This is a genomic window from Psychrobacter okhotskensis (genome assembly GCF_013248965.1).
Taxonomy (GTDB): Bacteria; Pseudomonadota; Gammaproteobacteria; order Pseudomonadales; family Moraxellaceae; genus Psychrobacter; species Psychrobacter okhotskensis.
The window spans coordinates 19,836-44,548 of record NZ_JABRVQ010000009.1; the positions used below are offsets into that span (position 1 = coordinate 19,836).

Genomic DNA, 24,713 nt, shown 5'->3' on the forward strand with positions numbered 1-24,713 from the left:
GGTAGACTGGTCGCAAGTCTATTCTCTCTGGTAGATACCTCACATACTCTCTATAGGATTATATCCATGAGCATTAATCATTTTGAACTAAACGCCATTGATCGTGCTGCTGAACTACAAGGTAAAGGTGCGAGCCGCCGCCTACGTAAGCAGAACCTAGTTCCAGCTATCATTTATGGTGGCAATGAAGAGCCAATGGCTATCTCTATCAAAATCAACGAGCTAGTAAAGTCGCTTGAATATGAAGCCTTCTTTTCACAAATTTTGACCATCACTACTGATAAAGGCGATGAGCATCAAGTGGTTATCAAAGACCTACAGCGCCATCCAGCTAAAGGTTTCCCAATGCATGCTGACTTCCAGCGTATTGTGAAAGGTCAAAAAATCCACATGAATGTTCCTGTGCATTTCACTGGTCGTGAAGATGCGCCGGGTACTGCTGCTGCTGGTGTACTATCAACGCTAGTATCTGATATCGAAATCATCTGCCTACCATCACAGCTACCTGAATACCTAGAAGTAGACGTATCTGGTATGGAAATCGGTGATTTGTTCCGTTTATCAGACATCAAACTTCCTGAAGGTGTTGTTATTCATGAACTTGAACTAGAAGACGGTCATGATCGCACGATCGTTAACATGCAGCCACCAACGGTTGAAGAAGTTGACGAAGACGCTGAAGAAGTGGATGCAGCTGACGTTCCAGCCACTGAGCAAGATGCTGAAGGCGAAACTGAAGACAAGAAAGACGACGAATAGTAAACAATCGCTATGTAGTGACTTATCGTATGCTACGTAGATAAAGGTTTGTTTAGTTAGAAAGCAGCAGGTGATAAATATCTCCTGCTGTTTTTGTAAGTAAGGTTTGAAAAGTAGGACAACTATTGTGTAGCCTAAATATTATAGAGTCGTCTTACTTTTCAAACCTTATCACTCATTTATTACAGCTAAGAAAGGGGTTTTTATGGCCATAAAACTTATTGTCGGTCTTGGTAATCCCGGTCAGCAGTATATGTTTACGCGTCATAATGCAGGGTTTTGGTTCGTCCATCATTTGGCGCAGCAGTTCAACATCACGCTCGCCCTTGACAAAAAATTCCACGGGGTAACAGGACGCGGACAAATTCATGGGCATGACGTGCGGCTATTGATGCCACTGACCTTTATGAATAAATCCGGTCAGTCAGTGGTGCCTATGGTCAACTTTTATGGCATCCAAAATGATGAGTTGCTGATTGCCCATGATGAGCTCGATATTCCAGCGGGCAGCATCAAGCTCAAAACCGATGGCGGACATGGTGGTCATAACGGTTTGCGCGATATTACGCCGCATATTGGCAACGACTTTCATCGCCTGCGCGTGGGTATTGGGCATCCGGGACACAAGTCTAAAGTCAGCGGACACGTCCTATCAAAAGCTTCCCCCGATGAGCAAATTGCCATTGATAGCGCCTTGAGCGCCGCGTTTGAAGCTTTGCCCCTGCTGTTAAGTGGTGATATTGAAAAAGCTCGCTCTCAGATTAATAGTTTCAAAGGTCCAGAATAATAGGTCGAATGAATAACAGCGCCTTTTATTTTGGCGATATTGTCCCCATTAACCTCTTGATTTGGTTAATTAATAAGTCAGTTGATATCTCATTTTTCTAATGATAGTTTTTAATAGCAGTCACGCTCATTAATATCAGTTACGCTAAGGAAGCAACCTATGCTACTTAATATGCTTAAATGCAAGTTACACCGTGCCCGTGTTACCCATGCCGAGCTTCATTATGAAGGCTCGTGTGGTATCGATGGTGATTTACTAGATCTGGCTGGTTTACGTGAAAACGAATCTATCGATATCTATAATGTGACCAATGGCAAGCGCTTTCGCACCTATGCTATCCGTGCTGAAGCAGGCTCTGGTATTATTTCGTTAAATGGTGCCGCCGCTCATATGGCCGACTTAGGTGACATCGTCATTATCTGTGCCTATGCGCATTTTGATGAAGTGGAAGCCGAAACTTATCAGCCAAAACTGGTCTATTGCAACGAAGACAATACGGTCAAAGACACAGCGAATATCATTCCAGTACAAGTGGCTTAGTTGTAGTAACTTTCGTTTTGTAACTTAGCTGTGGTAGCTTAGTTGTTAACGGCGAGACGCTGCTGTTAAGTTTATAAAAAATTGTGTTCGATAAGGAAGCTGAATCTATATAGGATTCAGCTTTTTTTACGTTTTTTTATCCATTTACGAGTCACAAGGAAACCTACTAATGTGGTTGGCAGTTATTGCAGTATTAATCGGTTTAGCCATTTTGGTATGGAGTGCCGATATTTTTATTGATGGGGCAACTGCTCTGGCTATAAAGTTACGCGTGCCAAGTTTTTTGATTGGGGTGATTATTTTAGGATTGGGCACGTCGGCACCTGAGATGGTAGTGTCGTTACTTGCTGCCTTAGAAGGCAGTCCCGAGCTGGCGCTAGGTAACGCTTATGGTTCAAATATTATCAATATAGCCTTGGTATTGGGGGCAACGGTACTGATTAGCCCCATCATCATTCATAAAGGCATCATCAGGCGCGATTTGCCGATACTGGTAGCGATTACCGCATTGGCAGCATGGCAGCTACGTGACGGGCTGCTGAGCTTAAATGACGGGCTAGTGCTATTGGCAATGCTGGTCATTGTCTTAGGGGTTCAAATTGTACTGAGCTTACGCGACGGCAATTCAGATAACGCAGATGAGACTAAAGAGGTCATCGATGCTGATCATAATGCACCGAGTTTAATGCGGGGTTTGGGTAGTTTATTCATTGGTCTGTCAATGCTGGTAGCAAGCTCGCAAGCCATCGTCTGGGGTGCAGTAGAGTTGGCAACATTTTGGGGCTTGAGCGAGCTGATTATTGGCTTAACCATCGTGGCAGTTGGTACCTCATTGCCCGAACTGGTTGCCAGCTTATCAGCAGCGCGTAAAGGTGAGCATGACATGGCGCTGGGCAATATTATTGGCTCTAATATCTTTAATACCTTAGGCGTCGTTGGTCTGGCCGCCCTCATCGCCCCTATCACTGCCAATCCGATTATCTTGTCGCGTGATATTTTAGCGATGGGCTTGATCACTCTATTACTCGTGGTACTGTGCGTCTTTGCCTTTATGAGCAAGCGTCCATTTGGTCGTATATCTGGCGCGACCTTAGTCATGTTTTTCGTCGGCTATACTTTATGGCTGATGCAGACAGCCAACATGTAACGCTTAACGTGTGTTGACAGACTATGGCGATGATAGTGCGGTTTATTTTCCTTGCTTGCGGTTTCTAATGACCCGCCATAAACTTTCATTCTCGGTTTTTGGCATTTTTAAGGTAATGGTATTCGATAGCATATCTTGTACCGCGAGTCCGCGACGATTAAACAGGCAAAAAGCATAATTAAAGACGAAGCCCAATAAAGCACTGGTTAATAAAATAGCGCGAGTGCCACCGATGACACTACCAATAATGCCAAATATAAGCGGCATAAGACTAGCCGCTAAAATACGCTTAAAAGACTGACCCCACGTTAGCAAATGACCGCCATTGTTGACCGTCTTTAGGCGCCACGTTTGCATCCCTAGTGTTTGACCACTACGACGCCAAAACAGACCATAGAAGCCCACTAACGTCAGTATAAAAGACGGAGTCATAATAAAGTTTTGATACCATGTCGGCAGTGATTTGGCCTCTTGTGATTGCGTGCCGGTGTCCATAGTCAATAATGTGCCAATCACCGTCAGTATGGTGCCTACCAAAAATAACAACGCTAGAACCAACATACCGTCATAAAGAATAGCCGCCATACGCGTACCAGGTTTGGCAATCGTCGGTTCTTCGGCTTCAGAGATATGAGGCTTTGGGGTTTTTGGTGATAATTTGGCTTTAGTAGCCGCTTTTGACGACGTTTTTGACATGATACAAGCCCATAACAAGCGAAAAATAGAGCGCTCATTGTACCGTAATTCAAGCGCCTATCGTACATTATGATGTGAGAAGACGTCAGATGCAAAAGACTGTCTATTCAAATGTAGAAGGAAGATGGCAAGTAAGACAGTCGTTTTATAAATAGAAGACTTATAGAAGCTATAGAGATAAAAACTATAGAGATAAAAGCTACATACATAAAAAAATCGCCAAATTGTCATAAGACAGGCGATTGATTTAGATTTTCTGTTAGCTTACTTATTACATGAAAAAATAAACTAGTATGCAAATGGTGCGCTTGGAGAGATTCGAACTCCCGACCCCTTAGTTCGTAGCCAAGTGCTCTATCCAACTGAGCTACAAGCGCGTACTTTGCACATCATCTACTGCATTGTTAACAACAATTACAGCAAATTAGGTTGGTTATTATATAGATAATATCGCTTGTGTCAATATCTTTATTAGTTAAATTCAAATTATTTTTGAACCAAATACTAAAAAAACAATTAACGCCAATCTCTGCGTTATTACTCTACTAACAACTGAATAAATGGCGGTGAAGGAGGGATTCGAACCCTCGATACGCTTACACGTATGGTTCCTTAGCAGGGAACTGGTTTCAGCCACTCACCCACTTCACCTAACGATTTAAGACACTTATCAAAGTATTTTTGAAAAAACACTTCTTTAAACACAGTATCGATGCTAACAATACGTCTTATGTCGTGGGCGAGTATTATAGCAAAGCCAAAACGAATTGCAAGCACTGTCTACAGTTTTAATCACGCTTTTGCCATAATTATGAATTTTAGAGCTATTAAACAGGTTTTCTACGCTTTTTTAGGCGGCCAGCCTTACTATTCGTAAAAAAACGGTGTATCTAATAAATAGTTTTAACAGACATAGCATAGCGCGACATCTGAAGCTGCTATGGCTTTTTTGGTGGTGGATGGCTATAGTATTTGTTATTCATCTTAGCAATAAAAGGAAGGGTTATGCGACCAGTGGTATTGTGTTTTTCAGGATTAGATCCCTCCGGCGGTGCTGGACTACAAGCAGATATCGAAGCCATTGGTCAAGCAGGCGCTCATGCGGCGATTGCTTGCACGGCGGTCACCATCCAAAACTCGCAGCAGGTCTTCGGCTTTGAGGCTTGTAGCGCTGAACTAGTCAGAAATCAAGCGATGGCAGTACTCGAAGACTTGCCAGTAAAGGTTATCAAATCGGGCATGCTCGGCACTACTGATAATATAAAAATGATGACTAGATTATTTGCTAATAAAGTTATTAAAAAAAATACCTCTTTTGTACTTGATCCAGTATTGGTTGCTAATAGTGGCGGTAGTTTGGGCGATGAGGCAACTTTAGTAGCAGCTTTCAAACAGCTACTGCCCTATGCCACTTTAATTACGCCTAATACTCATGAGTTACGCGCTCTGAGCGGCGAGCAAGACTTGCATATTGGTGCGCAAAAACTATGCGCACAAGGATCTCATGCGATATTGGTCAAAACCTCACACGACTTTAATAGCGGTGATATCGAGCAGTATCTGTATATAGAAGGTGAGATGGTGCATCAAAGCACCTTACCGCGCTTAGAAGGCGAATTCCATGGCTCTGGCTGCTCGCTGGCTAGCTTTATCGCTGGACGTCTAGCAATAGGCGACGCGCTCATTGATGCCGTCAAGGCAGCCGATAACTGGATTACTCAAACCTTGCGCGCCGCCGATGCACCGCACCCTGAGAATGCAGAAGCCCAACTGATACCCAACCGTTTTATAGACTTTCAGAATAATCTATAAACGATAAATAAAAAAAGACGCTCTGTATTAATAGAGCGTCTTTTTTTGACTCTGTTCTTACTTTTCTGTCTTTACTTTATTAGCCCAACATTGGCATAAAGCTCGATGCCAAACCACCGATAAATATCTCAAGCAAATAAAAGGCAAAAAATGCAACCATCGGTGATAAATCAATCATGCCTAAGTTTGGCGTGATGCGGCGAAAAGGCGCTAAAATCGGCTCAGCCAAATTAATGATGATACCAATAATAGGATGCTCAGATTTAGTAAACACGACAATCCAGCTCACAATAATAGAACCGATCACTAAATAGCGACACATGCGTAAAAAGTCTAATACTAAACTTATGGTACCTGTAAAAAATAGCGGCACAGGCGCGATGCCTTTGTGGGTCAACGCGGCTTTTCCAGAGATATCAATCAGACGAATCAAAAACATCAACACAATCGCGGCAATACTGATGCGACCGTGCGCAACAGTAGGAAAAATACGCCCAAACACATCGACGATATGAGTCGCCTTGTAAGCCGGTGCAATCATCGGATTGCTGGCATCCATCCCTGCAAACTGCAGCATAAAACGGATAAACACCAACATCATAGCGAAAGTGGTGACCAAATCAAAAATTTGAAATAACAGGTTGTTCATGAAGTGCTACTCAATGGGCTTGTACGCTAATAACAATAAAAGTAATAAAAGACGAATAATCGAGACCAGTATTAACCATTTATGATGACAGCCACTCACAAAGTGGCTGGTTGTATCTGCTGGCTATTGGTATTACTTCATCTCTTCGCTAAGCGCTTGACTACGATCATAACAGGCTTGCATGGCTTCGCCGATTTGACGACCAATCTCATTGGCTTGCATCGACTCAATAGCGGCTTGAGTCGTACCGTTCGGTGAAGTAACTTTGCGGCGTAACTCGGCAGGTACATCATCGCTATCCATTGCCATTTTTGCAGCGCCCAACATGGTTTGCATGGCCAATGCTGAGGCTTGCTCTTTATCCAACCCTAAGGCGACTGCACCATCAACCATCGATTCAATAAAATAAAATACATAGGCTGGTGCTGAGCCTGAAACTGCCGTTACCGCGTGCATATGCTCTTCGTCACCAACCCACATGACCAGACCAGAGGCTTCCATTACTGCAGTGGCTAATTGCTTTTGTTCAGTAGAGATATCATCCGTACCATAAAGGCCCGTCGCCCCCATCTGAATCATGGCAGGTGTATTTGGCATTGCGCGCACGATATTGCGATAGCCGCCTAGCATGCCAGACAAAATATCCGTCGACAAGCCAGCTGCCACCGAAATCACTAGCTGCTTGTCCAATACATCTGCAAAAGCGCTGACGACTGGTTTCATCACTTGCGGTTTTACTGCCAGTACGACAATATCAGCATCGGTAATAGCGGCGGTTGGATTAGCGGTTGGATCTACAGTGTTTAATCCCTTAGCGGCTAGTTGCTCGCGCGCGTCGCCGCTAGGATCAGCCACGGTAATCAGACTGGGCTTAATGCCGCAGCTTACAAGACCGCTAATCAAGGCCTGCGCCATATTTCCGCCACCGACAAAACTGATTTTCTTATTATCTAATACTGACATGTGTGTCTCCTACTCAAAAATTTCAAAGGCAATCAAAGTAACATAATGGTATTTAAAATGACACTCAGTTTACCATACTGCTACTACGACCGTTTGATAAATTCCCGAGCTCATTATTAGCCTAAAATCCTATTCAACTACTAAATTATCACAGACTCTTTCATAGCTTAGTTAGTAAATTGAGAAATGTCATTTTCAAACTATTTTTAAGTTTTTTGGAGTAAACGATGTATTTTGTGCGTAGAGGCAATCTAGACGACTTTACAGATATTGCTAACATGCACTTTGAGAGTTGGGGTGCCGCCTACTTAGGTTTGCTACCAGAGTCTTATATTAGCAACAAAAACAACCTATTCGAAAAAACAGAAATGTGGCAAGCGTTAATCGTTCATCACGATGTCGTTGTGTGGGTAGCACATGATACTAACCATAAAAGCTTAGGATTTATTGGATATTTTAATAAAAATAATAGCTATGAAATTACGACTTTGTATGTTTTACCAGAATATCAGAGGCTAGGTATAGGAACTGAGTTAATGAAGACGTCGTTGCAAGACATCTTAGAGTCTAATATCAATACCCACTTTTATTTATGGGTACTAGAATCTAATACAGCAGCTATCGATTTTTATAAAAAATTCGGTTTTGTCTATACTGGAGATAATAGTGAAGAATGCTACGAAGGTACTAAAATTACAGATATCAAAATGGTAAGAAAAAAATAATCTAACTTCTTAACTCAGAATGAGTAAAATTTATCACAAAAAATTATTTACACTTAGAACACTTCCGATAGCACTGTCTAAAATACTACTATCATTTCTAATGGCTGTTGATGACTTATCAGTCCCTAACACCCAACTTTCAAACGGTGATACTAGCAATAATGGCAATTCTTCATCATAAGTGCACACTGCACTAATAACCATTAAACTCTCACGCATCCATGAAGGGATACCCAAGGTTTGATACAGCTTTTTACCGGATTGCGGACGCGACGCCAATGCCGTTTGCACACGCTGCTTGCGATCTAATGCTCTTATATTAAATACTGGCTTCACTACTGTCTGTAACGCATGCTCACCTTTTGTATTGTCTAATAACTGTGCCAATACCTGAGGTAATATCTGCAACTGCCATGTAAAATCAGCACTCGTTCGTAAACAAATCGATACCAAATTATCATCAAATACGCCAGTGCTAATATTGCTAGATAAATTGGCTGGCGCTAACGGTTGAGTTTGTTCATCAAGCGGCATATTCAGCCATGTCAGCCACTCATTGCTCAGCCGATAAAGCTGCTGGCGGTAGCGCCGAATGCTATAAGACTGTGTGCGACCTTGCCAAAAAAGTGCCGTTTGGTGATCATTATCATTACGCTCAACTAGGTTTAGTACCTCATCAACTAACTGCTTAGCCGGCGGTAATGGCTCATCTTGAGCTAGCCAACAGTGCAGTAATTGGCGCTGCCGGTAAAGTGGTAGTTTCTGCAGCTCGTCGATATCTAGCACTCGCTGTGCAGGTGGCAGTTGTAACGAGGTAATAGCCGTTTGCTGCATGTCTTGTTCTGCTTGAGCGCTGACCGTCGCTTGCGCGTCACTTAGTAGCTGCGCACTACGAGCAATGTTATCAATGACGTTGGGGTTATATTTTGCTAATACTGGCATAATGTCTCGACGTAATCCGCTACGTACATTGTCGCCAGCGTCATTGGTCGGGTCGTCGATATAGGGCAATTTCAGACGCTGAGCATAGGCACTAATACTGGTACGCTGGACGGTCAGCCAAGGTCGCCACAATATATTTCGCCGCCTACCTTGCGTCTGTAGATGCCATGGCTGCATACCCGACAAGCCATTCACCCCAGCGCCTTGAATCAACCGCATCAGTACCGTTTCTGCTTGGTCATCGGCATGATGCGCTAAGAGCAACACATCGTCTTGATTGAGTTGCGCTCGCATAACGTCATAGCGCGCTTGCCTAGCGGCTTGCTCATCATGACCGTCTACTTGCGCTGATAAAATCCGACAAGGTATCTCTTGAGCCTCCGCCCATTTCGCCACATGCTTCGCCCAGATGCCACTGTCCACTTGTAGACCATGATTAACATGCAGTAATTGCGGCAAAAATGGCAATTTACCGTGTCGATAGAGCTGCACACATAACGCCGCTAATGCCAAGGAATCGCGACCACCACTACAAGCCAGCCAAAGACGGTGACCATGTAGCTGTTCAGCATAATTAGCCAAACTGCTCAATAACGCCTCAGCCAAATGAGTGTCAATTGGCAGCTCAGCTATTGGCTCAATAGTATATTGGAGGATTGCACTACTGGTCATAATTCATCTTATCTATTAAGTTGTTATGGTTAAAATATCCTAAAAACGCGACGGTATTGCTGATATCAATTTTTTATCGCCTCTGTCTGCGCAGGCACGGCAAGCAAGAAAAATTGATATCAGCAGCGCATGATGGTTCGATATTACTTTTCACTGACTATATATACGTTATTAATGCAGAAGTTTGTTGGCACAAAAAAACGCGCCATAAAATGACACGTTTTTATTTTAGCATTTTTTGTTTTAACATTAAGGATAACTATCTAATATCAAAAGCTGAGCGTTAAATACTGAATAGGTGCTCAATAATAAATTGACCTTACTCTAAACAAGCCAAATCTAAAAAAGCACAATGTTAGCCTATTAAGCAGGCAACATTACCTCCGAGTTAAAGGTTTTTAGCTTCTCATAACGCAGCTCACAACGCTCCTGCGCATCCAAATCCTTAATCTCATCTAACTGCTCAGCAATCAGCGCTTTCAAAGCCGTCATGACTGGTTGTGGCTGAATATGAGCGCCCTCGCCTTCATCAATCACTGCATCAATTAAGCCCATTTGATAGAGATTAATGGCATTTAATTTTAAGGCTTCACTGGCATCCTGCGCTTTTTCGGCTGTTTTCCACAGGATAGAGGCACAGCCTTCCGGAGAAATAACTGAGTAAATGCTATTCTGTAGCATATTGACCTTATCCCCAACGCCAATCGCTAACGCGCCACCTGAGCCACCTTCACCGATAATGGTCACGATAATCGGCACTTTTAGGCTAGAAAAAACCGCAATACTCTCAGCAATGGCTTGCGCCTGCCCGCGCTCTTCGGCACCAATACCCGGATAGGCGCCTTGGGTATCAACAAAGGTCATCACCGGAATATTAAAACGTTCCGCCATCTTTACCAAGCGAATGACTTTGCGATAGCCTTCAGGATTGGCCATACCAAAGTTATGGGCGATACGCTCGCGCGTGCTGCGACCTCGATGCTGACCGATAACCATCACTGGCATACCGTCAAAGCGCGCAAGGCCACCCAGAATCGCTTTGTCATCGGCAAACGCACGATCGCCATGCAATTCATCAAATTCGGTAAACAGCTGATTAACATAGTCCATAAATAATGGACGCTTGGCGTGCCGTGCAAGCTGCACACTATCCCAGACAGTGCTCATAGACCTTTCCCTTTAATAATTATATTTAACAATAGCATCGTTATCGGTTTGTAGATAATAAAAGTACAGTTGTAAACTCAGTAGGAGCTATAGTAGCACATCTTAAATGCCATGACATTACTGACAAAGCCGCTTTTGTTACGTTAATCTGTAGCTTACTCATCACAATAGTAACGACTCAATGCTAGCGCTCAGCACTTATGCCTCAAGCACAGTTAACGTCACACCCCACTTGGCAAACTGCTCCACCTCATTATGTAAATCTGATAATAAGAACGCATAATGCTCATTGTTATCCGTCACTGTGATTTGCCAACAGTTGGTATCAACGACTTGAAGCTGCAACGTTGGTAGTTCGTTATCGCTACGGCTGTGATGCGCGAGTACGGCTAACCGTAACAATAAGCATAAATACACCAGCGAATCACCGCCAATAGTACCAGTCTGCTCTAACATATCCGATTTGAGCTTGCGGCGATGATTGAGCATCAGCTGCGCCATACGCTTTTGATCGACTTGTGAAAACCCAGGAATATCAGAATGTTCAAGTAAATATGCGCTGTGCTTGTGGTAGCTACTGTGGCTAATGGCTAGGCCTATTTCATGCAAAAACGCTGCCCGCCTGAGCAAATCGCCATCGTCGCTACTGAGTGATAGCTTCGCCTTCACCTGTTCAAACAAATTGCGACTGGTTCTTACTACTTGTTTGGCTTGTTTTTTATCGCCTGAGTAGCGTTTAATAAGTGCCAGCACACTACGGTCACGCACGTCTTCACTGGCAAAGCGCCCCAACATGTCATACATAACGCCTTCGCGTAGCGCGCCATCTGAGTAAACAATGGTCTCAATGCCCAGCACCTTCATCACCGCCCGTAGCACCGCCACGCCTGCGGGGAAGACGGCTTTACGATGCTCCTTGACGCCTTCTAATTCAATGTCATTGACATTGCCAATCTTAATCAATAATTTTTCTAGTTTTTTGACGCCTTTATAAGTAATGCGTTCTTGCTCATCCGCCCAGCCTTTAGAGACGAGGACGTTACGCACCGCCTTAATCGTGCCACTAGAGCCAACCACACTACTCCAACCGGTTTTTTGGTAGCGACCATTAATCGCTAATACTTCTTTGCGCGCGCCTGATATCGCATTGTTAAACGCTTCTTTGGTAATTTGCCCGTCATCAAAATATTTTTTGGTAAAGGCAACACAGCCCATCTGTAAACTTTCGGTCAATAGCGGATCGAACTCTTGACCAATGATGAACTCGGTCGAGCCACCGCCGATATCGATGACCAAACGCTTATCGCTACTGGCGTTGGTGTGCGAGACGCCCAAATAAATTAGACGCGCCTCTTCTCGTCCAGCGATGATTTCGATCGGCTTGGGTAAGATTTTATTGGCCCGAGTGATAAAGTCATTGGCATTCTTAGCTTGGCGCAAGGCATTGGTCGCCACCACACGAATACGCTCAGGTGGTACTGAATCAAGACGCGCCACAAACCGACTTAGACATTCAAGTCCTCGCTGTTCAGCCGCCGCGCCCAATATATTATTCTCATCCAATCCTGCTGCCAACTGCACCTTTTCGGACATCGAAACCACTTTTCGTACCTCACCGTGGTCAAGACGGGCAATGGCTAAATGAAAGCTGTTGGAACCAATATCAATGGCTGCCATCATTTCATCATCGGCGATCGGTGGGTTTGCTAGGTAGTTATTAGGCATAGGATATATCGTTACCGTGTTAGATAAAAAGGATAGGATATTTGCTGAAAAATAAGAAAACGGATAGATAAAAAACACAGCTCACTGAGCGAAACACAGCGAGTTTTGCCATTAAAGCATTTATGCCAAATAGTGGCAAGTAAGACGCAACCTTGGCTAGTACCCGATGACAACACAGACAAGTAGCCCACACTTGACGCTTGTGTTACTCATGGCGATTTGCTACATTAAAAATCATGAATATTGTAATAAAGAACAAACACTTACTTATCAAGCATAAGTTTTAATGAATTAAAAAATCTCTCAATGATTTGCCCTAATGCCTGTTTTCGATAGACGATTAGCAAGGAAGCTAAAAATGAATCAAGTTGCCACACAAAACACTACGAAATATACCGACGCTGCTACTATCGGCACGGCCAAAAAAGACATCATGAAGACGGTCAGTCCAACGAAGCCAAACTTTTATGATTTTTATTTGGATGAACATCAAAATATGGCATGCCGACGACTGCATTTTGCAGGCAGTAGTTTTGGCTTATTAGGCTTGGCAAAGTCGGTCAAAACCCGTTCGCCAAAACCATTACTCAAAGGCATCGCTGCAGGCTACGCTTGTGCTTGGGTCGGGCATTTCTTTTTTGAGAAAAACAAGCCCGCCTCTTTTAAATTTCCGCTAAAAAGCTTTGCCAGCGATTTTCGTATGTATAGCGACGTGCTACGCGGTAATGTAAGTTTAAAAGATCGCAAGTTTGATAAAGCGCGCTAAAGCTAGGCAGATGATTGTTATAGAGAAAATATAAAAACTGGGCTGCTAAAATAGCAGACCCGTTTTTTAGCTTTAATAAAACGCTGATTTAGCGTAAGGATTTACGCAATATTTTACCGACTGCTGTCTTAGGCAACTCATCGATAAACTCGTAGGACTGCGGGCGTTTATAGCCAGTCATACGTTCACTGGCAAAGGCTGCCAGCTCCTCAGCCGTTAAGCTCGAATCTTTTTTTACTACAAAAGCTTTGGGTACTTCACCGCTATGCGCATCTTCAATTCCGATGACCGCCACCTCGAGCACTTTTGGATGCTCAGTCAACGCTGCTTCTACTTCGTTAGGATACACGTTAAAGCCTGACACCAATATCATGTCTTTCTTACGATCAACGAGGGTCAAAAAGCCCTGTTTATTCAGTAGCCCAATATCACCTGATTTAAAGTAGCCATCATTAGTAAAGGTATCGCTATTGTCTTGGCGCCAATAACCCTGCATTACTTGTGGCCCTTTGATACCGACTTCTCCCCGCGTTCCGATAGCACATGCTGAGCCATTGTCGTCTATGATTTTGATATCCATCATAGCGAGCGGTAGACCGACGCTACCATTAAAACCATCTATACCTGGTGGGTTAAAAGAGATAACTGGCGCGGTCTCCGACATGCCATAACCTTCGTTGATAATCATGCCAGTGACTTGTTGCCATTGATCAGACACTGCTTTGATAATCGCGGTGCCGCCCCCGATAGATAAGGCCAAGCGACTAAAATCAAGGCTAGCAAATTTTGGATGATGCAGCATCCCAATGAATAAGGTATTGACCGACGGAATGACATGCGGACGATGCTGCTCGATGGTCTTGACCAGCCCACCAATATCACGCGGGTTGGTGACCAGTATGTCTTCCCAACCACCATAGATGCCGAGCAGACCACAAACGGTGAATGAGAAAATATGGTACAGCGGTAGCGGATTGAGTATTTTAATCTGCTCACTGCGACCTGTTTCAATCGCACTGCCAAACATCGCATAACACTGACTGACATTGGCCATCACATTATAGTGTGTGAGCATCGCGCCTTTTGGCTTGCCAGTCGTGCCGCCCGTATACTGTAACAAGGCTAAATCTTCGCGCGTGATAGTAACGGGCTTATATTGCTCAGCGTGGCATGCACTCATAATGTGGGCAAAGCTGACACCCTGTGCTGAAGTACTGTTTGTAGCGCTATCGTCTGTGGTTGTGCGAACACTGTTGGCTTGGCTATTAGTTGTGTTTGCTGTCTGGTCGATGCGCGTCAGTAAGGCGATATCGTTATCGGCAGGTTCGGCATTGGGGTCTACGGAACAATGTACGACCAAGGATAATTGCGCTTTTACCTCTTCATCGAGCTGATCGTAAGCGGCTGTCATCCCATCAAGGACGATCAATCCGCAGGCTTGAGAGTCAGTCAGCTGATGCGCCAATTCATAATGGGTATACATCGGATTGACATTGACCAATACCGCGCCTGCCCGTAGACAACCGAGCAATGCCACCGCGTACTGCAATATATTTGGCAGCTGTACGGCAATTCGTGCCCCTTTTTCGATATTTTCTGCTTGTAGAAAGGCAGCAAAACGGCGGCTAGCAATATCTAGTTGGGCAAAGGTTACTGTGGCTGCTCCCATACTAAAAGCCACCGACTCACTATGCTGCTCAATTTTTGGTTGTAGTAAATCCAGCAGATTGTGCTTACCTTCTAACACATCCAAGTTATTTTTTAGTCCATATTGCTCATAGGCGGCTTGCCACAATGGAGGAACCGTGGCGCTAGGCGAGTTATTTTCAAAGCTATTACTCATTAGGTCGCGTCCTTGCTCAGTCATTATCGTTGGTTTTAGAATAGCACAGCTTACTGTCTGTTTTATATATAGGATAATGACAGTATCTTTTGGCTGCCAACCATTTTTTACGATGATCAGCACTCAAAGTTAATTGCAAACACCCATAAGACTCGCTAAAATTTTGTCACAAAAAAAACCAGCACAGTAGCTGGTTTTTATTTTTAAAATTTAAAACTTTGAGTTTTTAAAACGATGAATATTTAGATTATGCTTTGGCCATTTCTGCAAATATCTCATCAGCGGCTTTGATTGACGCTTCAATGTCTGCTTCGCTATGTTTGATAGACATAAAACCCGCCTCATAAGCAGAGGGTGCCAGATAAATACCGCGATCGAGCATACCGTGAAAGAAGGTATTAAACACGGTCATATCGCACTCTGTCACATCATCAAAATTCTTTGGCGTTTCGGTTGCACTGTCTTTGACAAAGAACATGCCAAACATGCCGCCCAATTTATTGGTACGCATATTAATGCCATGTTTGTCCGCAGCTGCTTGGAAACCATCAACTAGATGGTCTACTTTCGCTGCTAATTCATCATAAAACCCGTCTGCCGTTAAGTCTTCAAACATAGCAATACCGGCACGCATCGCCAGTGGGTTGCCTGATAATGTGCCGGCTTGATAGACACCGCCGAGTGGCGCAATACACGACATAATGTCTTTTTTACCACCGAAAGCGCCAACGGGCAAGCCTGCACCGATAATTTTACCAAAGCAAGTTAGGTCAGGGTCGATACCGAAATGCGCTTGTGCACCGCCAAGTCCAACACGAAAGCCCGTCATAACTTCATCAAAGATAAGCACTGAACCGTTGGCAGTACACTCTGCACGCAAGGTATCATGAAACTCTTGGCTCGGAATGACCATATTCATATTGCCAGCGATCGGCTCCAAGATAACGCAGGCAATTTCATCACCCCATTTTTCAAAGCAATCTTTAATCGCTTGTGGGTCATTATAAGGAATCGTAATCGTGTGCTTAGCGAAGTCTGCTGGCACGCCTTTTGACGTTGGCTCACCGATATCAAGCATACCTGAGCCTGCTTTTACCAATAAGCTGTCTGAATGTCCATGGTAACAACCTTCAAATTTGACGATTTTGTCTCGCTCAGTAAACCCGCGCGCTAAACGAATCGCACTCATGGTCGCTTCTGTGCCAGAGCTGGTCATACGAATCATCTCAACGCTCGGAACGATTTCGCAAATCTTATCAGCTACCGTCGTTTCAAACGGCGTTGGCGTACCAAAGCTGAGACCATCATCGGCCGCTTTTTTGACCGCATCGATGACTTTTGGATGCGCATGACCCAAAATCATGGGACCCCACGAGCCGACATAATCGATATACGCATTGTCTTCGGTGTCATAAATCTTGCTACCATTGGCACGGTGCATGAAGATGGGCGTACCACCGACCCCTGCAAAGGCACGGACGGGCGAGTTGACGCCACCGGGAATATGCTTGCGAGCTTGGGCAAAAAGTTGTTCATTTTTAGTGCTCATAATTATTACCTTTAGCTATTAGAGTTTAAAATTGATAGCCCATTGTAGCGATTATCGCGTCGCTCTTAAATCTTACTCACGAAAAAACACAGTAGCAGGCAATTTTCACAATAAATAATTGCTGCGATATTCTAAATATTCGTGGTTATGAATAGTTATAAGTAGTGAATAAAAGTAGTATTTATCAAAAAAAGGTAGCAAATCGTAATCGAATTTAACTTTGCTAAATTACTGCTACTTAGTCTATAGTAAAACAGCACCACAAACTTTTGTTGATAACGGAGTAAGCAAACATGGACACTATAGATAAGGATACTACAAACACGCAGCCCCTTGCGCTAATGAATAATCAAGAAGCTATAAACATTATCCAAGCGCTTATAGATGGCATTAACCCACTATCGGATGAACCTTTAGCCAACAGTAGCTTATGCTTGAATAGCGACATTCAACGAGCTTTGCAAGCGACTATCCCTGCGCTTGAAAGTCGAATCAGATACGATGAGCGCAAAGCCAAACTGCCTGCTAATGCTGGTTTGCCTTGGACTGACGAAGAAGACCAGCAGCTTATAGCAGCTTTTGATGAGGGTAATTCTATAGCTAACTTAGTTGAACAGCATCAACGTACCAAAGGTTCAATCACTTCACGGCTGCTTAAGTTTGGCAAAATTGTTGGTTAATCACTGTATTTCAAGTACTCACTACAAGTACTCACTAAATGCTATATTCGGTTTATAATTGAGCGAATCAATAGATAAATTAGTGAGGAGATAACGATGGCGCTAGGTAAGCTCTCACGGCTTGAGCGATTATTTTTACCCATCATCATTGAGCGTGGTATTGACTATAAAAATACGAACAGCGTTAGGCAGTTAATAGGACAAAAAATAACTGCCGATGCTATCGCTGCTGGCAAACAGCAACAGTGGTCAGCTACTGTCTATGGTACTGATCGCTATCGAGTACAAGTAGAGCTTACTCAAATGCCTGATGGTGATATGGCCATTGAGGCGATGCACTGCTCATGTCCTTATGACGATTATTGCAAGCATCTAGGTGCCACGCTGTTATGTATTCGTGAGCTGCTTAAAAGCGGTCAAGCGCTTATAAAAGAAAATAGCGCTATTATAGCAAATGGCGGGTTAGACGACATCTCTATAATAGACAGTGAAGCGCTACTACAGTCTCTGGACATGCCAGCACTTAGAGGCTTTATCCAGCAATGCCTGTTACACCATCCTAATATGTTAGATGAACTAGTCATTTGGTCAAGCGCGTATCAGGATAGTAAGGTTGCTGCTAGTGTTGCTGACAATGTCGGTAGTGCTATTAGTGTAACGCGCGACCCTAAAGTCATAACCTCCATGCGTCGGCAAATCAATACGATTTTAGACATCGATAATAAATATTATAACTGCCATGATAGTTACGACTATGACTATGAATACGAAAGCGACTTTGATGAAGAGAACACCAAGTTTGAGCACTTATTTGCACAGTTTGGCAACCAACCTCAATATCAAATCGCTTGTATCTTATACTGGCTTGAACAATTAATCGCTATCAGTGAAGAGTATCCAGAGATTGATGTCAGTCAAGGACTCTATACAGGATTTGCCAAGTTCGGTCGCATAGTATTTGGATTGGCTCAAGACCAAAATAAAGGTAAGCGCAACTATGACATAGACTACTGCCCCAGTTGGCGCGATGTTTTGAGTTTTTATACTATCGACTTAGCAGATAAAGCGTTGCTGCAAGAGGTACAGCAACAAGTTAATGAGTGGCAAAGGGCTGGTAATATCAACGAAACGGGGTTGGACTGTCAGCCTGCGCGTGTGGCTTTTGATTTATATATTGCCAAGCAAGATTGGTACCCTGCAGTGATACTCTTAAACGAGCATATCGAGACGGAAAAATCCTCAAGATATGGCGACCATCAGCTTGAGGGTTTAGTGATGCTTAAAATTGCACTACTGGCTCATTTACAAGCCCCTGAACAGAACCAAAAATCGCTCGTCAATCAAAATATTGCTAATGAGCAAGTTAATGACGTATTGGCTGAATTTGCTTATTTGCCTAGTATTCGTCACTTATTAATAAAGCGCGCTTTAGATTTGGGCGCGTTAGATATTGTCTTGAGCTTACTCCATAAAGGCATTACCATCGCAGAAGAAAATGGTCATGCCGGTACCGTTACCGAGTGGCAAAAGCAGTTGGTAGACATTTTGACACAAACAGATCATCTATCAGTAGATGCAGATACAACAGCCATTATTCGTCAAAATTGCAAAGCCTTAGCTTTTGATAGAGGCTCTATGATTGATGAGCCCTACTATAAACAATGGCGCGAGACTTATCAGCCTGATGAATGGCAGCAAGTTATCAGTGCCGAACAAGAGCGCCTAAAACAGTCGATAAAAAAGAGTGAGTCTCAAACCAAACCACTTTTTATTGTTACAAACTCTAAACTTGAAATGCTAGCACAGATTTATGGGTTAGAAAAACAGACCGAAGCCTTGGTCGCTTTGCTAAAATGCCATCCTAATGCCAAGCTGCTAAAACAATACCAAGCGCAGATTATTGATATAGATGCGCCTTGGCTCATCGCATTTTATGCCCAGCGCTGGACACAAATGATAGAGAGTATAAATGGGCGTAAAGCGTATAAGGAGCTGGCACAAGATATTCAGCGTATGATAAATGACTTGCCATCGGGTATCGCGGTGTGGCAACCATTAGTTGATAAATGGCAAACAAGGTTCAGTGAGCATCCCAGAAAACCCGCCTTATTGGACGAGCTTAGCAACATACGCTGGTCTAAAACATCCTACACACTAGACACGCCCTAAGCTTTTTTAACGACGGAAGACTTAAGCTTCATGGGGCCATAGCCATCCAATTTACAGTCGATATCATGACCATCGGTGGCATCTGGCAATAGGCGAATGCTTTTGGCCTTAGTGCCTACTTTGATGACGAGTGATGAGCCTTTGACTTTTAAGTCTTTGATGACAGTCACAGCATCGCCATCTTGCAGCTCGTTACCAACTGCATCACGAATGACCGCGTCTTGGTCTTCAGCTTGCGCTGCATCCGTCTCCGCTACCGTCCATTCATGAGCGCACATGGGACATACCAGTAACGCGCCATCTTCATACGTATATTCAGCATCACATTTTGGGCAATTGGGTAAGCTCATAATTTCCTCGGCAGCCATCATCATTTAGGTTTATTCTAGACCCAGCATAGACCTCAGCCTAGATATCACATTGTATCGTAACTCGCTACTTTTAACCAATTTGTGCACTTGAAAATGGGGTGCTCAGCCCTATTTATACCTTAACTTAGCGATTGGATAGGACGTTTTTTATCACAGGGTTTTTTGTGGTACTCTTCTTTAGCCGTAATGACTTTTGGACCATCTTGTCTGCAAATGGTAAAAACTTCGCTACCCCTCTTTAACCCTTGCGTTTTAGTGACCATATATTGATACATGCACGCTTATAAATAGGATAATAACAATGACTCAAACTTCGAACGCTTCAACGCTGCCACAATTTTCTCAACTAACCATTCAAGGCGAGGATGCCGAAAAATTCTTACAGGGTCAGTTAACTTGTGATGTCACCAAGCTCGGGCTTAGCTATCAAGCAGCGGCGCTTAGCAATTTAAAAGGTCGTATTGAGTTTGGCATTTGGATTAAAAAACAAGCAGAGAAACATTACGACGTGGTTGTTAGTGGGGATTGCGCAGAGTCGCTACAATCGCATTTAAAAAAGTTTGGTGCCTTTTCAAAGTTCGATACGAGCGCGCCAACGCCGATTTATCCTTGTGTGCTCGCTGATGAGCCGACTTTTAGTCATAAGGATGATCATAATAATGCTGAAGATACGCAAGCGTGGATGCAGTGTAGTATTGAAAACGGCAATTATTGGATCGTGTCAGCAACGCAGGCCCAGTTTCAACCACAAGAGCTGCGTCTGCATCAGCGCGGCGGTATGGACTACGATAAAGGCTGTTATCTTGGTCAAGAAGTCATCGCTCGCATTTACTTTAAAGCAGCACCAAAAGCATTTTTGCATTATGTCAGCGGCATAGGTGACGTGCCAGCCGCAGGTGACAAGCTAGAGAAAATTCAGATAGTCAATGCGATTGCCACTGCCGAAGGCTTTGAGGCATTAGTGGTTGCCCGTCCTGAGCATTTGGCCGATAGCGAGCTTACGATATTAGACTTACCGCCAGCACTACAAGCGGATGTGGCGCGCCAAAAGTAACGCCAAATAACCAAAACAGTAAGCACTATTTAAAGCACTTTTACTAAAAACGCAACAGAGCAATCTATGACCCATATTGCGGTACTCGGAGCGGGTGTGGTGGGCGTAACCAGCGCCTGGTATCTTTGCCAAGCAGGCTACGATGTAACCGTGATTGAGCGTGAGTCGGCAGCAGGTATGCAAACCTCCTTTGCCAATGGTGGGCAGATATCGGTTTCGCATGCGACCCCTTGGGCGAATCCTGCCACACCAATGAAGGCGCTTAAATGGCTGTTTCGCGAGGACGCACCATTGCTCTATCGCTTGCGTGCTGATAAGGCACAGCTCAAATGGGCGATGCAATTTTTGCAAGAATGTCGTGCTGAACGAGCCGATGCCAATCTGGTACAAATGGTGCGCTTGGGTCTGTATTCACGCGATGCTTTGCAGCAACTACGTGCTGACATCGGTATCAATTATGAGCAGCAAACGCGCGGCATCATGCATTTTTATACCAACCAAGCAGAGTTTGACGCTGCTATTGCGCCAACAGAGCGTATGCAAGCGCTGGGCTGTGAGCGCCATGTCGTCGACATTAATAACGCGGTCAGTTTGGAGCCAGCACTCTACCCTATTGCCCATAAGCTCACGGGCGCAACCTATACCAGCCATGATGAATCGGGTAACGCGCACTTATTTACTCAGCGTCTAGCTGAGCGTTGCGCCGATGCTGGCGTGCAATTCTTATATGATACGGAAGTGTTGGCGTTAAACGCAGATGCCAACTCTACCAGTCCACATATCCATAGTATTACCATTCGTCCCAAGGGTGAAAACGCGCAAACTTTTAGTGCTGATAGCCATGTATTAGCCCTCGGTAGCTATAGCGTGTCATTACTAAAACCTTTGGGAATACACGCACCCATATTTCCAGCCAAAGGCTACTCAGCCACTTATCAAATCAATCCTCGCGCCCCGCATCTCGCTCCTTTTGTCAGTCTTATTGATGATGAGTTTAAGTTAGTAACCTCACGCCTTGGCGATAAATTACGCGTCGCAGGAACGGCTGAATTTAACGGCTATAATTTGGACTTAAATAGTACCCGCTGTGAAGCGATTACTCGCCGTGTGCAGCAACTATTCCCGAAAGGTATCATTGCCAATTCTGTGCAATATTGGACAGGATTACGCCCGATGACCCCTTCTAATGTGCCATTAATTGGGCGCGCACATAGTGGTCAAGTGCGGCATGGCAGTCATAATACGCACGCGACTTTTGATAATTTATGGCTAAATACGGGGCATGGTACGCTTGGTTGGACTCATGCTTGCGGTTCTGCGAAGGCTATTAGTTTATTGATGCAAGGCGAGACGCCGCAGGTAGATTTTGATTTTATTGGTCTAAAAGTATAAAAAAAGGCACTAATATAAGTACCTTCTTCATTTAAACTAAAATTTTTAAAGTTATTTTATGCCGCACTAGTAGATTCAACCTTAGCATCAGTCGTGTTCAAATCAACCCCTTCTAGCTCGATTGCTTCTAGCTGTACTGGTACACCATTGACCGCTGCATTACCACTTAGCTGATCGATTAACGTATCGTCCGTCAAGTCGTTAACACTAACGCCAGCATGCGCTTGCGCGATTTTCTGCTTCACGCCTTTGCGCCCATGACCCCAACCATGAGGAATACTAACCACGCCCGGCATCAGCTCATCAGTCACTTCTGCGACGATCGTCACGTGACCAACGCGCGAGGTAACTTTCACCTCTTGACCATCTTTAATACCATAGTTTTCCGCTGTTTCAGGATGCAGCATCAGGGTACAGCGTGGTTTGCCTTTGACCAAACGATGGCTATTGTGTAGCCACGAGTTGTTGCTACGCACATGGCGACGACCAATCAATAGAATCTGTTTATCATTATATTGCTCCATCATATCTTGTACACGCTCTAGATCCGCCTGATAAAAATCAACGTTAAGATGAATCTGCTGGTCTTTATGTTTTAACGCTTGCGGCAGCATCGTTTTTAGTGGCCCAAGATCCATACCATGGGGATGTTTCTTTAGTTTCCTCAAACTCATATGGTAATAAGGCCCACGCTTTAAGCCTTGATCGAGTATTACTTTTGGCCCTAGCGCCTTTACCAATCGACGCTCAATTTTGGTCGCCAAAGGGGCTTTTTTATCCAGTCGCTCTGCTAATTCTAGGTAGATTTGCCAATCGTGTTTGGCGTCTTTTTGCTTAGCAAATAACGCTGGAGAGTATTTAGCGACGTTGTGCACCGCAAAACCATTAAAGGTGACGTCATAATGATCACGCTCTAGCGGTGATACGGGTGGCAAAATAATATTGGCGTGGCGACTGGTTTCTGTCACGAAATAATCAAATGAAACCATAAAGTCCAACTTTGCTAAAGCTTCATCTAGTTTTTCACCGTTCGGAGTGCTGAGCACCGGGTTGCCTGCGACAGTGATAAAGCCTTTTAGCTGTCCTTCGCCTTCCACGAGCATCTCATCTGCCATCGCAACCACGGGGTAATCGCCATTAAAATCAGGCAAATTGCTGACGCGGCTGTGGCGCTTACCTAAATAGCCGGGGCCAGAGTTATTCACCACATCGACCGCCGGATTAGGGAACATCAGACCACCTACTTCATCTAAGCGACCGCTGACGATATTAATCGCCATAATCAAATACTGGCTTAATAAGCCAAACTCTTGTACCGATACGCCCATGCGACCGTAGCAGACCGAACTTTCTGCTTCACAAAACTCTTTGACGAGGCGTTTGATTTCAGACGCAGTGATACCCGTAATACTGGCAACCGACTGTGCACTATAGTCTTTAGCAAAGTCTGCGAGTCGTGAAATTTCTGGCGTTAGAGCCGCCGCCCTATTATCAATCTGTGCCTTATCCGCATAGCCTTGTAGATAGATTTCGTTGAGCATTGCTAGCAGTAATAAGACATCGGTCGCTGGACGAATAAAATGGTGCTCGCTAGCAATATCTGCCGTTTCTGTGCGCCTTGGATCAATCACCACCACCTTGCCATCACGGGCTTTGATATCTTTTAGCTTCTGGCGCATATTGGGGGCAGTCATAATACTGCCGTTAGATGCCAGCGGATTGCCGCCAATAATCAGCATATACTGGGTACGATTGACATCGGGTACTGGGATGCGCAGCATATGACCAAAGAGATGCATGCAGACGATATGATGCGGTAGTTGGTCGATTGAGGTGGCAGAAAAACGACTGCGCGTCTTTATACTGGTTAATAAGTGCTTAACGGTTAACATCCCGCCTAGGTTATGCACGTTGGGGTTGCCCAGATAGATACCGAGCGCATTTTTACCATATTTTTTTTGTACCGTTTGGATGCCCGCTGCTACTTTATCTAGCGCTTCAGGCCAGCTGATTTCCTTCCAGCCATTCGCCGTTCTCTCAACGGGTTGACGCAAGCGATCAGGATCTTCATGCAAATCTTGCAAAGCCGTCGCTTTCGGGCAAATATAACCTTGCGAAAAAGGGTCATCTTTATCGCCTTTAATCGATAGCACCTTATCGCCATCGTGTTTGATGACGATACCGCACATCGCTTCACATAAGTTGCAAGTTCTAAAATGGGTTTGTTCATTATTTTTGGTTGGCTCATTACTCATCGTCGCGCTCCCTATTATTTTTTATCCGCGTTTTTACTATGTAAATTCCG

General features: G+C 44.2%; 21 protein-coding genes and 2 tRNA genes. 11 read left to right on the plus strand and 12 right to left on the minus strand.

All coding sequences use genetic code 11. The annotated features are described in order from the left end of the window. Positions 1-66 precede the first annotated feature (66 nt). The 4 genes from HQR03_RS06120 (at position 67) to HQR03_RS06135 (ending at position 3,233) form a co-directional block, all read left to right on the plus strand. Entirely contained in the window at positions 67-759 is a 693-nt protein-coding gene (locus tag HQR03_RS06120) for a 50S ribosomal protein L25/general stress protein Ctc (protein WP_173239543.1), read from the plus strand. Positions 760-964: 205 nt separating this feature from the next. After that, positions 965-1,546, plus strand: coding sequence for an aminoacyl-tRNA hydrolase (gene pth, locus HQR03_RS06125; RefSeq protein WP_173239544.1), 582 nt, complete (start codon positions 965-967; stop codon positions 1,544-1,546). 159 nt (positions 1,547-1,705) lie between these two features. After that, positions 1,706-2,086: an aspartate 1-decarboxylase gene (panD, locus tag HQR03_RS06130; protein ID WP_025651868.1), complete on the plus strand. Its 381-nt coding sequence runs from the start codon at positions 1,706-1,708 to the stop codon at positions 2,084-2,086. 169 nt (positions 2,087-2,255) lie between these two features. Further along, on the plus strand, positions 2,256-3,233 hold the full coding sequence (locus HQR03_RS06135; RefSeq protein ID WP_173239545.1) for a calcium/sodium antiporter: 978 nt from the start codon (positions 2,256-2,258) through the stop codon (positions 3,231-3,233). 42 nt (positions 3,234-3,275) lie between these two features. Here HQR03_RS06135 and HQR03_RS06140 read toward each other — a convergent pair whose 3' ends face one another. The 3 genes from HQR03_RS06140 to HQR03_RS06150 form a co-directional block, all read right to left on the minus strand. After that, on the minus strand, positions 3,276-3,929 hold the full coding sequence (locus tag HQR03_RS06140) for an RDD family protein (protein WP_173239546.1): 654 nt from the start codon (positions 3,927-3,929) through the stop codon (positions 3,276-3,278). A 300-nt stretch (positions 3,930-4,229) separates the two neighbouring features. Continuing rightward, positions 4,230-4,306: transfer RNA gene (locus tag HQR03_RS06145), tRNA-Arg, on the minus strand. Positions 4,307-4,490: 184 nt separating this feature from the next. Then, a tRNA-Ser gene (locus tag HQR03_RS06150) sits at positions 4,491-4,580 on the minus strand. 354 nt (positions 4,581-4,934) lie between these two features. On the opposite strand from HQR03_RS06150, the gene HQR03_RS06155 reads away from it, so the two are divergent. Beyond that, positions 4,935-5,741 carry a hydroxymethylpyrimidine/phosphomethylpyrimidine kinase gene (locus HQR03_RS06155; RefSeq protein WP_173239547.1) on the plus strand — a complete coding sequence of 269 codons (807 nt, stop codon included), beginning with the start codon at positions 4,935-4,937 and terminating at the stop codon, positions 5,739-5,741. 79 nt (positions 5,742-5,820) lie between these two features. On the opposite strand, the gene HQR03_RS06160 is transcribed toward HQR03_RS06155, so the two are convergent. Both HQR03_RS06160 and proC read right to left on the minus strand, forming a co-directional pair. Then, the gene (locus HQR03_RS06160) at positions 5,821-6,390 is read right to left on the minus strand and encodes a YggT family protein (protein WP_025651863.1); all 570 of its coding nucleotides are present in this window, start codon (positions 6,388-6,390) and stop codon (positions 5,821-5,823) included. Between the two features lie 132 nt (positions 6,391-6,522). Then, on the minus strand, positions 6,523-7,353 hold the full coding sequence (gene proC, locus HQR03_RS06165; RefSeq protein WP_173239548.1) for a pyrroline-5-carboxylate reductase: 831 nt from the start codon (positions 7,351-7,353) through the stop codon (positions 6,523-6,525). A gap of 227 nt (positions 7,354-7,580) precedes the next feature. Here proC and HQR03_RS06170 point away from each other — a divergent pair, with 227 nt between their 5' ends. After that, positions 7,581-8,078: a GNAT family N-acetyltransferase gene (locus tag HQR03_RS06170; protein WP_025651861.1), complete on the plus strand. Its 498-nt coding sequence runs from the start codon at positions 7,581-7,583 to the stop codon at positions 8,076-8,078. 33 nt (positions 8,079-8,111) lie between these two features. On the opposite strand, the gene tilS is transcribed toward HQR03_RS06170, so the two are convergent. From tilS to ppx, 3 genes are all read right to left on the minus strand, one after another. Next, entirely contained in the window at positions 8,112-9,692 is a 1,581-nt protein-coding gene (gene tilS / locus HQR03_RS06175; protein ID WP_173239549.1) for a tRNA lysidine(34) synthetase TilS, read from the minus strand. Between the two features lie 363 nt (positions 9,693-10,055). After that, entirely contained in the window at positions 10,056-10,859 is an 804-nt protein-coding gene (locus HQR03_RS06180; RefSeq protein ID WP_173239550.1) for an acetyl-CoA carboxylase carboxyltransferase subunit alpha, read from the minus strand. A 198-nt stretch (positions 10,860-11,057) separates the two neighbouring features. After that, positions 11,058-12,584: an exopolyphosphatase gene (gene ppx, locus HQR03_RS06185; protein WP_173239551.1), complete on the minus strand. Its 1,527-nt coding sequence runs from the start codon at positions 12,582-12,584 to the stop codon at positions 11,058-11,060. Between the two features lie 433 nt (positions 12,585-13,017). Between ppx and HQR03_RS06190 the strand changes: the two genes are divergently transcribed. Further along, positions 13,018-13,350, plus strand: a complete 333-nt coding sequence (locus tag HQR03_RS06190) for an Mpo1-like protein (RefSeq protein WP_227502370.1) — start codon at positions 13,018-13,020, stop codon at positions 13,348-13,350. An 88-nt stretch (positions 13,351-13,438) separates the two neighbouring features. Here HQR03_RS06190 and HQR03_RS06195 read toward each other — a convergent pair whose 3' ends face one another. Further along, complete coding sequence (locus HQR03_RS06195) at positions 13,439-15,193, minus strand: AMP-binding protein (protein WP_173239552.1); 1,755 nt, start codon at positions 15,191-15,193, stop codon at positions 13,439-13,441. A gap of 247 nt (positions 15,194-15,440) precedes the next feature. Next, positions 15,441-16,742, minus strand: a complete 1,302-nt coding sequence (hemL, locus tag HQR03_RS06200) for a glutamate-1-semialdehyde 2,1-aminomutase (protein WP_173239553.1) — start codon at positions 16,740-16,742, stop codon at positions 15,441-15,443. A gap of 293 nt (positions 16,743-17,035) precedes the next feature. On the opposite strand from hemL, the gene HQR03_RS06205 reads away from it, so the two are divergent. Continuing rightward, positions 17,036-17,422, plus strand: a complete 387-nt coding sequence (locus tag HQR03_RS06205; protein WP_157824022.1) for a hypothetical protein — start codon at positions 17,036-17,038, stop codon at positions 17,420-17,422. 96 nt (positions 17,423-17,518) lie between these two features. After that, positions 17,519-19,591, plus strand: coding sequence for an SWIM zinc finger family protein (locus tag HQR03_RS06210; RefSeq protein ID WP_173239554.1), 2,073 nt, complete (start codon positions 17,519-17,521; stop codon positions 19,589-19,591). Here HQR03_RS06210 and HQR03_RS06215 read toward each other — a convergent pair. Beyond that, positions 19,588-19,941: a zinc ribbon domain-containing protein YjdM gene (locus HQR03_RS06215; protein WP_217271551.1), complete on the minus strand. Its 354-nt coding sequence runs from the start codon at positions 19,939-19,941 to the stop codon at positions 19,588-19,590. The two genes, HQR03_RS06210 and HQR03_RS06215, sit on opposite strands and share 4 nt — an antisense overlap. Before the next feature lie 322 nt (positions 19,942-20,263). Between HQR03_RS06215 and ygfZ the strand changes: the two genes are divergently transcribed. Continuing rightward, positions 20,264-21,016 carry a CAF17-like 4Fe-4S cluster assembly/insertion protein YgfZ gene (ygfZ, locus tag HQR03_RS06220; RefSeq protein WP_025651853.1) on the plus strand — a complete coding sequence of 251 codons (753 nt, stop codon included), beginning with the start codon at positions 20,264-20,266 and terminating at the stop codon, positions 21,014-21,016. Positions 21,017-21,082: 66 nt separating this feature from the next. Continuing rightward, entirely contained in the window at positions 21,083-22,408 is a 1,326-nt protein-coding gene (locus HQR03_RS06225) for a D-amino acid dehydrogenase (RefSeq protein ID WP_173239555.1), read from the plus strand. A gap of 56 nt (positions 22,409-22,464) precedes the next feature. Here the strand turns inward: HQR03_RS06225 and HQR03_RS06230 are convergent, their stop codons facing one another. Beyond that, complete coding sequence (locus tag HQR03_RS06230; RefSeq protein WP_173239556.1) at positions 22,465-24,663, minus strand: molybdopterin oxidoreductase family protein; 2,199 nt, start codon at positions 24,661-24,663, stop codon at positions 22,465-22,467. Between the last annotated feature and the right edge of the window lie 50 nt (positions 24,664-24,713).